This window comes from Salinivirga sp., assembly GCF_035268865.1.
Taxonomy (GTDB): Bacteria; Bacteroidota; Bacteroidia; order Bacteroidales; family Salinivirgaceae; genus Salinivirga.
In genome coordinates, this window is the sequence record NZ_DATFKB010000210.1 from 1 (window position 1) to 12,392 (window position 12,392).

The following is a 12,392-nucleotide window of genomic DNA, read 5'->3' on the forward strand; positions in this document are numbered from 1 at the left end:
CTAAAACCGATGTATGATTTTGCTGTATCCTGATATTCGTAGGCACGTGTTCCGTTTTGCAAATAATATCCAATATCTTTCCATGAACCACCCCGGACAACTTTACGCTTCAATACTGGGGGATCACCGTCTAAAGCTCGGTACTCGTATTCCGGATCCATATCATGAGTGAAAGTATAGGCAGATTCATCAAAAGCATTGCGCGTCCATTCCGCAACGTTACCTGCCATATCATATAATCCAAAATCGTTGGGATTATAGGCAGCAACTTCGTGGGTGCGGAGTGCTCCATCTTCTGTATAATCACCGCGCAGTGGTTTGAAGTTTGCAAGGAAGCAACCCTCTCCATCTCTGGTATAGTATCCTCCCCATGGATATGGAACAAGATCCAAACCACCTCTGGCAGCTCTTTCCCACTGTGCTTCTGTTGGCAGTTGATAATCCTGAACAGTAGGCTCACCTCTGCGTGACTGTGCTGCATTAAGCAAGTTTGTTCTCCAAACAGCAAAAGCTTTGGCCTGGATCCAATTAATTCCAACTACAGGATAATTATCATACGTAGGATGATAAAAATATGAATTGGCCATGGGTTCGTTATAGGAGTATGAAAAATCACTGATCCAAACCAATGTATCGGGATAAATTGGAGTAGATTCTTCCATAATAAAGGAAGACCTGTCCTGCACTTCTTCTTTTATGCCCTCCTCATTGTATAACTCTCCATCATACTGACCGGTTTCATAATTATATCTTCTTCTTACCTCATTATCAAAAGTAAATTTTTCAGCAGCTTGCTTATAATCTACCCAATAGTAATGATAAATAAGCTTCCTTGGATCAATAGTTTTTAAGCGAAAAAAACGCTCATTTTCAGGATAATATAAATCAGCAAGAATTTCCTGTTCTTCCTGTCCATCCCAAACAATTGGTTCTTCCCAGTTTATATAAGGCGGGTCAATTTCTTCTCCAAATTCATTTTCACGAATCAGGTATTCATCTATTTGTTCACCCAGCATGCGGTAGGCCAGTGAATCTCTTACCCAATGTACAAATTGTCTGTATTCGTTATTGGTAATTTCTGTTTCATCCATCCAGAAAGATGAAATTGAAACTGTTTTGGACTGTGCATTCAGCGCCCAAGGCACATCATCGTCTGATGGTCCCATAGTGTAACTTCCCTGCTCAACCAAAACCATTCCATAAGGAGTTTGATCGTAAGCTGGTGCACGCCCCTCAACGCCGGTCAACTCACCGTCTCCACCAGTATTACAAGCACTTAATAGTGTCGCTGCAGTTAATAAAACAATTAGTTTTTTCATATTGCCCATATTTAGATATCATTAATTTACAAAAATCTAACACTTCTATAAATTCGGTCATCTTTTTCAAGATCAACCTTAAAAATATATTGCACAGTAAATTCAAATGAACCTGCTGTGGCATTAATTACCTGCGATGTGGGTATATCATAGGCTAAACCTATATTTAAACCCTCAATTATTTCAGCACCAGCCATAACTGATGCAGCATCAATAACCCGGTATCCAACTCCTCCCCAAAAACGGCTTTTATAATGCATTATTGCATTAAATGCTGCCTGCGTTGAAGATCCTGTAGTATAAACCATTATATTGGGTTCTAACTCAAATAGTGGATTACTTAGCTGATAACGGTATCCCGCAGTTAAAAATGCTGCCCGCTGATAATAAGGATAACTTCCCCCGGTACTATTTTTATACTTTACTTCCGGAGCCGTTAAATGATTAACCGAAAAACCAAAATATAGCTTGTCTGTCTTATAAAAACCTCCAAAATTCAGGTCAAAGAAAAGCGCCTCATCCTCACCTTGCGGAATTAGTCCATCTCCTTCCTCGATCGGATCGAAAGTGCCACTAAGGGATTGGTTATAGAAACCAAAACCAATACCAATACCCATTGTACCTTCAGCTATATCGCGTCGGTAGGCATAATTAAGCCCAATGGCAATGTTATTTTCAAATCCGGCCTCGTCATTCATAAGTGTTAATCCAGCTCCGTGTTCAGCACCAAAAAGTTTAAATGGCATGTGCACATTAAAATTCTGGGTACTTGGAGCACCTTCCCATCCCATCCATTGATTTCTTACAACAGTATTGACCGTAATCCCATCATTCATGCCTGAATACCCGGGATTAACCATCATATGATTGTATTGAAATAATGTCGCATGTGGTATGGTTTGTGCCATTGACCAAGTGGATAAAGTTAAAATTATAAAGACAAAAATTATTCTCATTCTTTTATTTATCTAATCTCAGGCTTTTCCATGAGCCTTTAAAGAGGTAAAATAAATAAAAATCATTAAACCAAACAAATTAAATACTTTTTTAAATCTTAAGTTTTTGCATTGTTTGAGCATGAAAAGATTTACGTAATAAATCTCAACTTGTTTTATTATGCTATAATTTTTTATAAAAACTGAGTAAAATAATTTTAAATGTTTGATTAGTAAATATAATAAACCTTTCCGAAACATCAAACAAACCTTACATAAAAGCAAAACAGGTCTAATTTAAAAACCATAAATTCAGCTTATAATAATCCCATTAAGCTCCATATCCGATCATTAATGTTATTTTGTAAAAGATCGTCCATATCTTTGGATGTACATGGAATAATTTTGTCATCTTTTCCAAATTTCAACCAGTGTTTTCCGTTTAATTTACTTTTGTAAACAATTAATTGTTCCGGAATTTTGGTATTTTGAAGATGAATCTCTTTAAATTTTTCAGGATTTTGGGTTGGCAAATAATCCTGACGGCTTTCAGCACCGCTAATTATATGCCAAATAGCCTGAGCAACAAGCCTTAAGCTCGATTTAGATGCGCTAAGCTCATTAGTGTACCCATTTAAAACCGCACAATTGAGTGTCTCACTATTGCCTGCAAACCATGCCAGTTGACATAGCTCCTCTGCATACAAACCATTGGGATTTGGATTTTTGCCTTGAGGGAAATCACTGAATCTGACGGCATTCAGGTCAATTTCTGCTGCAGTAACCATCCGAAAATAAGGTTCTGTCTCATAAAGGCCATCTCTTATTTGCCCCAGTCGACAAACTACAGGTCGGCCTTTTTTACAGAGTTCAGGGTCCAAATAATAGGATTGTACCCCCAAATAATATAAGTTACTATCTTGCTTTTTAAGTAGGGGGCTATTCTTTGAATTGTTAATTAACTTCTCTGAAATTACTAATAAATCTTGATTTACTGTTTGTTTATATAAAAAAGAAAGGTGTTGCTGCTCTTCTGTTAAAATAATGAGCAAAGAATTTGTTTTTCGGCTTTCATTTAACAAGAAAGTCATCACCTCGCTCTGATCTTTTTCATTAAGTGATATGACATTACCAAGGTCTATTATATCCTTATTGTTGCCGCTTGCAAAAAATGTGTATAATTCAGTTCTAATTGCACCCAAATTATTGGTCTGACCGTCATAATTACTGACGCCCAGTATGATTATTGCATTTTCAGGCAGTGCTTCCCTATTCCATTGTTTAATCCTGCTTCCCAGGTGGTTTTTCTTATACTTTCCACTGGCTACAACGGGTTTGATGAATTCATGTAATTGCATCTGATTTTTATTTCAATGGTGGAATTTGTAGAAAACACTATTTTTTCTTTGTCTTCTTCGTCTTTTTATTCTTACCCTTATCAATTATTTCCAAACAATCCTCATATGTTAGCCTTTCAGGATCTACAGACTTTGGTATACGATAATTTTTTCGTTTATGTGTGATATAAGGTCCGTATTTCCCGTTCTGAACTTTAATTTTTTCTTTCTCGTCAAATGATTTGATGAGCTTTTTTGCATCAGCTTCCCGCTTATCCTTGATGAGTTCGACTGCTCTGTCGAATTCGATTGTATAGGGGTCATCCTCTTTTTTGAGACTGGCAAAAAGGCCATCGTGACGCACGTATGGGCCAAAACGGCCTACAGAAACGGTAACTGTTTTACCTTCAAGTTCGCCAAGACTTCGGGGAAGTTTAAATAAATCCAGAGCCTCCTCAAGAGTTATGGTCTCCAAATGTTGATTGCTTCGAAGTGATGCAAATTGAGGCTTTTCGTCATCATCCACAGTACCAATCTGTGCCATCGGGCCATATTTACCAATTCTAACCATTACGGGTTTTCCGGATTTAGGATCTTCACCTAAAATTCGTTCACCTGCTTTTCGCTCCGAATTTTCTTCGGCATACTCTACTTTATGATGGAATGGTTGATAAAACTCATCGATCATTGCACTCCATTTACGATTACCTTCTGCAATACTATCAAATTCTTTTTCAACCTGGGCAGTAAAGCTATAGTCCATCACATTGTTGAAATACTCCATCAGGTAATCGTTCACAACCATTCCAACATCGGTTGGGAATAGTTTCCCTTTCTCGCTGCCATATGTTTCCTGCTTTTTCTGCGAGGTAACTTTTTGGTCTTTAAGTTCAATTTCGGTGATTGTGCGCTCTTTTCCAGGCCGGTCTTCCTTTACTACATAATTTCGCTTCTGTATAGTTGAAATTGTGGGCGCATATGTTGACGGTCTTCCGATTCCGAGTTCCTCCAGCTTTTTCACTAAACTGGCCTCTGTATACCTGGGCGGTTGGGATGCATAGCGCTGTTGAGCTCGTGCATGCATTAAATCCAGCACCTCCTGCTCTTTTACCGGAGGAAGCAAACCTTTATTTTCCTGTTGCTCCTCATCATCACGTGATTCCATATAAACTTTTAAAAACCCGTCAAATAAGAGCACTTCGCCCTGTGCAACGAATTTATATGAGTTGTTGTGTTCTACCGGAATATTTATTGTGGTCTTCTCAAGTTTCGCATTCGACATTTGCGAAGCAACGGTTCTTTTCCAGATCAATGAATAAAGCCTTTGCTCACCAGAGCCTGCCTCAATTTCCTGTTTTTGCAGGTATGTTGGCCTGATGGCTTCGTGAGCTTCCTGAGCTCCTTTTGATTTGGTTGCGTATTTTCTTGTCTTCTGATATTTTTCGCCATAGAGCTGGTTAATTTGTTCTGCTGCTGCAGCAATGGCATCATTTGAGAGGTTAACTGAGTCGGTCCTCATATAGGTAATATGACCGGCTTCATAAAGTCGCTGAGCAAGTGTCATTGTTTGTGAAACAGAAAAGCCGAACTTTCTTGCAGCTTCCTGTTGAAGTGTTGATGTTGTGAATGGTGCAGCCGGAGACTTTTGCGCTGGCTTCTTTTGCACACTTGAAACATGAAATTGCTGGGTCTTAATTTTATCAAAAAAGTCTTTTACATCATCATGCTCAGAAAGCCGTTTATTCAACTCTGCATTAAGCTTGTAGTTACTCTGTTTATCTGAAAAAATTGCTTGAACTTTGTAGGCGTAATCGGGCTTAAATGCAATAATTTCACGTTCACGTTCAACCAATAACCTAACAGCAACAGACTGAACCCGCCCTGCTGATAGAGAGGGTTTAACTTTTTTCCAAAGTAATGGCGAGAGCTCAAATCCAACCAACCTATCTAAAACACGACGAGCTTGTTGAGCATTGACTAAATTATAGTCTATTTCTCTAGGGTTTTCGATGGCATTTTTAATAGCTTTGGGTGTAATCTCATGAAAAACAATACGGCGGGTTTTTTCTTTATCGAGCTTTAAAACTTCAAACAAATGCCAGGCAATTGCTTCTCCTTCCCGATCTTCATCAGAAGCAAGCCACACCATCTCGGCCTCCTTGCTTGCATCTCTGAGCTCTTTAATCACATTCTTTTTATCAGGTGATTGCAGATATTTTGGTTTATAACCCTTGTCTTTATCTATACCCAGATCTTTTTTAGCCAGGTCACGGATATGACCATAACTACTTTTTACAGTGAAGTCCTTTCCAAGAAACTTCTCTATTGTTTTTGCTTTAGCCGGTGACTCGACAATTACCAGGTTTTTAATCATATATTAAGCCAAATTACGTTATCAATTCAGGGCACAAAAATAACAGAAAACAATTAGTCTTATCAAATTTTATTTTTTTTTCACTCTTATAAGCTATTTAGATTGCCCATAGATAGTGGTAAAAGGGCGATAAACATTGAATTTTTCATTTCATTATAGTCAGATATTACTTTTTAGACTTATTTTTGCATTATCAATGATTAAAAAAATCAATTATATTCTTAATCTGTTAGCTAACACTTTACTTAAGTGTTTAGTTGAATTTTTAGCCAAAGTTGAATAATATGACACAAGAGCATCAACCCGAATCAAAACCCAATTTCAAGAAATACATTATTATTTTCTGGTCCATTATTATAGTGCCGATTGTGGGCTTTATTGTTTTTTTTACCTTGATAGCCACAGGTAAAATGGGCTTTATGCCCACATTTGAGGATCTTGAAAACCCGGAGAACAATATTGCATCGCAGGTATATTCTGCTGATAAAGTTGCGATGGGTAACTATTACTACCAGAACAGAACATATATTAATTTTGATGATTTGTCACCAAATATGGTAAATGCCCTTATTGCAACGGAAGATTACCGTTTTGAGCGACATGCAGGTATTGATGGTATAGCCTTAATGCGAGTTTTCTACGGTGTGATGACGGGTTCGCGCAAAGGGGGCGGCAGCACAATCACCCAACAATTGGCTAAAAACCTTTTTCCCAGGGACACAACATCCTATGGATCAAAGCTTTCGTATTACTCTAATCTCACACTGACAAAGTTTAAGGAATGGGTAACCGCGGTTAAACTTGAAAGAAACTACACCAAAGAAGAAATTCTTGTGATGTACCTCAATACGGTATATTTTGGATACCACTCTTACGGCATTAAATCGGCCGCAAAAACCTTTTTCAACACAACCCCTAAAAAGCTTGGTTTAAACGAAGCTGCAACTTTGGTGGGCGTGCTCAAAGCACCATCTTACTATAGCCCGGTAAGGCATCCGGATCGTGCAAAGCATCGTCGTAATATTGTACTAAACCAAATGCGTAAATACGAGTTTATTTCACCGGCAACTTATGACACACTCTCTCAAAAGCCGGTAGAGCTGGAATTTAAGGTACAGGATCATAATGTTGGTTTGGCAACTTATTTACGCGAATATTTACGTCTGAAGCTCAACAAGCCAAATCCCTTTGAACAGGAATATACCAATAAGGATAATTTCTCAAAAGATTCCGCCAAATGGGTAGATGATCCGGTGTATGGTTGGTGTAACAAAAATTTTAAACCCGATGGAGAACCCTACAATTTGTATAAAGACGGCTTAAAAATCTACACAACTATTAATTCACGCATGCAAAAATATGCAGAAGCATCAATGCGGGAGCATTTAAGTCAGGATTTGCAAAAAGCATTTTTCGAAGAAAAAAAGTATAACCGAAAAGGACCATTTAGCAAAGACCTGGAGCAGGACCAAATTGACCAGATCATGAAAAACTCAATGCGCCGAAGTGCCAGATACTGGAACATGAAAAGTCGGGGAAAATCAGAGAAAGAGATAAAAGCAGCTTTCAACAAACCCGTTGAAATGTCGGTATTCAGCTACGATGGCGAAATTGATACTACAATGACCCCCTGGGACTCTCTGCTTTATTATAAATATTACCTCCACAGTGGCTTTATGGCAGTTGATCCGCACGATGGACATGTAAAAGCATATGTGGGTGGGATTAATTTCAAACACTTCAAATTTGATCACGTTACAGGCGGAAGAAGACAGGTAGGATCAACCTTCAAACCCTTCTTATACACCCTGGCCATGCAAGAGGGTTATTCGCCCTGTTACAGGGTTCCTAATGTCCCGGTAACTATTACTCTTCCGACAGGCGAAACATGGACCCCAGAAAGTGTAGGGCCAGATCGTTTCAAAAGAAAAAACATTACATTGAAAACCGGCCTTGCACACTCTATCAACAATCTCTCAGCCTGGTTAATTCAGCAATTTAAACCCAAGGCGGTAATTGACATCACACGCTTAATGGGTGTAAAAAGTCATATTCCTGAAGTTCCATCAATTGCACTGGGCTCGGCAGATCTCAGTCTTTACGAAATGGTAAGTGCTTATACCACATATGCCAATAAGGGTATACATACAACACCCTTATTCGTAACGCATATAGAAGATAAGAACGGAAATGAGCTTGCAAGTTTCAAAGCACGAAAAAACGAAGCTATATCTGAAAATGCAGCTTATTTAATGCTTAACCTGTTGCAGAATGTCGTAAACGAAGGTACAAGTATTCGTCTAAGGTTGAAATATGAGCTCGAAGGCGAAATTGCCGGAAAAACAGGAACTACCAACAATCAATCAGATGGTTGGTTCATGGGTGTCGTCCCAGAATTGGTTGCCGGTGTCTGGACAGGTGGCGAAGAGCGGTCAATTCATTTTGATGGAATATCACTCGGTCAGGGAGCTAACATGGCACTGCCTGTGTATGGACTATTTATGCAAAAAGTGTTTGCTGATGAGGAGTTACATATTTCACCAAAAGATACTTTCGCTGTTCCAGAAAATTTCCATATGGACCTTGATTGCGGCGAAAAAGATGGTGAAACCACAATAGATAAAGAGACATTAAACAACGAGTTTTTCAATTAAAAAAAGTTCCAATTTATGACTGTACGTGTAAGATTTGCCCCAAGTCCAACAGGACCATTACATATTGGAGGAGTAAGAACAGCATTATTCAATTATTTATTTGCAAAAAAACATAATGGTACCTTTATCTTAAGAATAGAAGATACCGACCAAAGCCGCTACGTAGAAGGTGCAGAGGATTACATTGTTGAATCCCTCGAATGGTGCGGTATTGATATTGATGAAGGTTATACAAAAGGCGGAACAAAAGGCCCCTACAAACAATCAGAGCGTAAAGATATTTATCGTGAATATGCAGAACAGCTCATCAAAAATGGAATGGCTTACTATGCATTTGATACTCAGGAGGCAATAGCAGAAAGAAGAAACATTTATGAATCTGAGGGTAAGACCTTCACCTACAACCAGGAAGAGCGAAAAAGAATGACCAATTCCCTGACTTTGTCAGAAGATATTGTTAAGCAAAAAACAGAAAACGGCGACCCTTATGTCATAAGATTCAAGATGCCTGAAGACCGTATTGTGGAGATGCATGATATTGTGCGGGGAAGTATGAAAGTGAACACCAATACCCTGGATGATAAAGTTTTGTTTAAATCTGACGGATTACCAACTTATCACCTGGCCAATATAGTGGATGATCATTTAATGGAAATCAGCCATGTTATACGTGGAGAAGAATGGCTGCCTTCCCTGGCGCTTCATTATTTACTTTACGAGGCGCTGGGCTGGCAAGCGAATCAACCGAAGTTTGCCCACCTCCCGCTATTACTAAAACCAACGGGTAAAGGGAAACTTAGTAAACGTGATGGTGAAAAAATGGGCTTTCCAGTGTTTCCACTAAAATGGCAGGATAAAGAAGGCGGCGTTGCAGCAGGATATCGTGAAGATGGATATTTTCCTGAAGCATTTATCAATATGCTGGCCTTATTGGGATGGAACCCCGGCACAGAACAGGAGATATTAAGCAAGTCGGAGTTAATAAAGCTTTTTGATCTGAATAAAGTTCAAAAAGCCGGGGCACGCTTCGATCCGGAAAAAGCAAAATGGTTCAACCATCAGTACTTACAAAGCAAACCGGCTGAAGAAATAACAAAAGCTTTTTCGAAAATATTAGATGAAAAAAGTATAAGTTGCGATTTTAATATCCTGGAAGAAATTGTGTCCATGGTGCGAGAACGTGTAAACTTTGTGCATGAATTATGGGATCAAACATATTTCTTTTTTCAAAATCCTGAATCCTATGATGCCAAAGTCGTTAAAAAGCGATGGAAGAACAAAGTGCCACAGGCAATTGAAAATATTAAAGATATATTGGCGGAGGCAGATAAATGGCATGCTGATGGCCTCAAACAAAAAGTTTCTGATTACATCAATAATAACGAGTTAGGATTTGGTGCAGTTATGAATGGTTTAAGATTATCAATTGTGGGTGGTGCCAAAGGCCCTGACCTATTTAAGATTATAGAGATCATAGGTAGAGACCGCACATTAGAAAGAATTGAGTTGGCACTCGAAAAACTCGGTAATTAAAACTTCGTAATCAATATTCGAGGAACTCAACATCAAGAGATATTTCCACCTCTCCGTCAACCAGGTTTATATCTCTAATCTGGAATGTTACCAGGTTAGAGGTTAGGCCCTGGCTCAAAGTTGTACTTGATTTATAGGTTTCGCCGGTTTTTTTAACGAGTTCACGCATGCGTTTAGACTCATTGGCGATTTCTTGTATAAACCTGTCCATAATGTGTACCCACAACCCATATTTAAAATATTGCTGTTGCCCTGTATTGGGTTGTACATAATTGTAGCGCAAAGTGGGAAAAAATCGTTCCTCTCCATTTGCTGCGCTATATACTTCAAACTGATGTGTATACTTATACACAGAGATTAAATCAGAGCTGCTTATACTATCGAAATATTGAATTTCCATTTCTGTTTGATCCTGAAATTCTGCGGCTCCGCCCCATTCATACTCCATTCGGAATTTTTCCATACGAATATCATAGGATCTACCAATTGAAAAGCCAAACTCCAAATCATCAGAGCTGGGACGTATACGCACTATTGCCTCTTGAAATCGGGTATAAAAAGTATCAAGAACAACATATTCTGGAAAAACTGAATCGTGTACTGCCAATTGTACAAAAGATTGAAAAGTACCTCCGCTTCCGGAGTATTCCTCTCCCATATAATAATCGAACAACGACCGAACCCGTGCATTCTGGGATAAATAAAGTAGAGACCTTGCTCTTTCTATGGCTTGTTGAGCCCCTTTGGCTGAATCCATATCAGGATCAGAAATCCCTAAAATAAGCGGTTCAGTTTCCACTGATTGGAGCAAAAAATCTGGTAAATCGGAAGGACTTGCGCCGTATTTATAATAATCAGTGTTTACACCCTGACCATAACTCCCCAAAAAGAGGAAAACCAAAAAAATTACCAGGAAATTTTTTTTCATCGACCTAAGATTTACTTTATTTAAACACTGAATAAATATTTACAATTTTTAATTAGATCTAGCTTCTAAAAGCAAATAACAATTTTAAAAAGATTTTTTTGCCTGTACCACGAACTTAAAAATTGCACAATTTCATTATAAGTACCTAAACTGTATCAGTTAAGATACAATATAAGCATTTACAAGGAAAGAGTTACAGTTTGAAGAAGTTTTTTATACCTGTGCTTGCAGTTTACCAGCAATATCAGCCATCTCCTCTTGCGAAAGTTGAAGTTTTGGGTTAGCGAAATTTATATCCTGCTCCGACTCCAACGGGACTAAATGTATGTGGGCATGCGGGACCTCCAGTCCAAGCACTGCTACACCTACCTTTTCGCAAGGAAACACTTTTTTTATAGCTTTAGCAACTTTTTTAGAAACAATCATCATTTCTGCAAGCTCTGAATCATCCAGGTCGAAAAGATAGTCTTCAGCTCTTTTTGGTATTACAAGAGTGTGTCCCTTTTTTAACGGGGCAATATCCAAAAAGGCAAGGAATTTATCATCCTCGTAAACTTTATGCGCAGGAATGTCTCCTTTAACGATTTTACTGAAAATTGTTTCCATAATAAATAAATTTTATCTCATTGGTGAAATCTCTAGAATTTCAAATTCCATATTACCTGCAGGAGCCTGAACAATAGTTTTCTCTCCGACAGTTTTTCCAAGTAATCCTTTTGCAATAGGCGTGTTAACTGCTATTTTGCCTTTTTTCAGGTCCGCTTCTGATTCAGAAACAATTGAATACTGCATTTCTGCTTTATTCTTTGTATTTCTGATTTTAACTTTGGTCATTATCTGTACTTTAGAATAATCAATTTTCGACTCATCAATAACACGTGAGTTTTGAATTAATTCTTCCATTTTAGAAATTTTGAGCTCCAAAAGCCCCTGTGCTTCTTTAGCAGCATCATATTCTGCATTCTCAGACAAATCTCCTTTGTCACGCGCATCTGCAATAGCCTGCGATGCCTTGGGTCTTTCTACAGTTTTGAGATGGTTTAATTCTTCTTTAAGTTTTTTTAATCCATCTTCTGTTAAATAATTCAACTTCGACATTTTCGTCAACTTTTAATTTATAATCCTTTCAAACAGTTTTTTCTAAGATGTTTTTAAAACAAGAAAACCTATCCACAAGGATAGGAAAATTCTGGAATTAAAAGAAAAGAAAAGAATCTCAGAAACGAGATTCTTTTCTTTAATATTTAATTGTAATAATTACAGTATAATTCGTGCACCAATGGAATGTACTCCATCAAATGCTTCTGTGGAT

At 38.1% G+C, this 12,392-nt stretch carries 9 protein-coding genes; 2 read left to right on the forward strand and 7 right to left on the reverse strand.

What is annotated here, in order from left to right:
- The 4 genes from VJ937_RS12530 to topA all read right to left on the reverse strand — a co-directional run.
- Positions 1-1,319 (reverse strand): SUMF1/EgtB/PvdO family nonheme iron enzyme (locus VJ937_RS12530; protein ID WP_324067619.1); only part of this gene is annotated, 1,319 nt, incomplete at its 3' end.
- Between the two features lie 26 nt (positions 1,320-1,345).
- A complete protein-coding gene (locus VJ937_RS12535) occupies positions 1,346-2,275 on the reverse strand; it encodes a type IX secretion system membrane protein PorP/SprF (RefSeq protein WP_324067621.1) in 930 nt (309 codons plus the stop codon).
- A 296-nt stretch (positions 2,276-2,571) separates the two neighbouring features.
- A complete protein-coding gene (locus VJ937_RS12540) occupies positions 2,572-3,612 on the reverse strand; it encodes a hypothetical protein (RefSeq protein ID WP_324067623.1) in 1,041 nt (346 codons plus the stop codon).
- Positions 3,613-3,649: 37 nt separating this feature from the next.
- On the reverse strand, positions 3,650-5,965 hold the full coding sequence (topA, locus tag VJ937_RS12545) for a type I DNA topoisomerase (protein WP_324067624.1): 2,316 nt from the start codon (positions 5,963-5,965) through the stop codon (positions 3,650-3,652).
- A 284-nt stretch (positions 5,966-6,249) separates the two neighbouring features.
- Between topA and VJ937_RS12550 the strand changes: the two genes are divergently transcribed.
- Together VJ937_RS12550 and gltX are read left to right on the forward strand one after the other, a co-directional pair.
- Positions 6,250-8,619: a transglycosylase domain-containing protein gene (locus tag VJ937_RS12550; protein WP_324067627.1), complete on the forward strand. Its 2,370-nt coding sequence runs from the start codon at positions 6,250-6,252 to the stop codon at positions 8,617-8,619.
- A gap of 15 nt (positions 8,620-8,634) precedes the next feature.
- Positions 8,635-10,152 (forward strand): glutamate--tRNA ligase, encoded by a 1,518-nt coding sequence (gene gltX, locus VJ937_RS12555; RefSeq protein ID WP_324067629.1) that lies wholly within the window; start codon positions 8,635-8,637, stop codon positions 10,150-10,152.
- 10 nt (positions 10,153-10,162) lie between these two features.
- Here the strand turns inward: gltX and VJ937_RS12560 are convergent, their stop codons facing one another.
- The 3 genes from VJ937_RS12560 to greA all read right to left on the reverse strand — a co-directional run bounded on the left by VJ937_RS12560 (position 10,163) and on the right by greA (position 12,178).
- Entirely contained in the window at positions 10,163-11,080 is a 918-nt protein-coding gene (locus VJ937_RS12560) for a hypothetical protein (protein ID WP_324067631.1), read from the reverse strand.
- A 213-nt stretch (positions 11,081-11,293) separates the two neighbouring features.
- The gene (locus VJ937_RS12565; protein WP_324067634.1) at positions 11,294-11,686 is read right to left on the reverse strand and encodes an HIT family protein; all 393 of its coding nucleotides are present in this window, start codon (positions 11,684-11,686) and stop codon (positions 11,294-11,296) included.
- A 12-nt stretch (positions 11,687-11,698) separates the two neighbouring features.
- Positions 11,699-12,178: a transcription elongation factor GreA gene (gene greA, locus VJ937_RS12570; RefSeq protein WP_324067637.1), complete on the reverse strand. Its 480-nt coding sequence runs from the start codon at positions 12,176-12,178 to the stop codon at positions 11,699-11,701.
- Positions 12,179-12,392 lie beyond the last annotated feature (214 nt).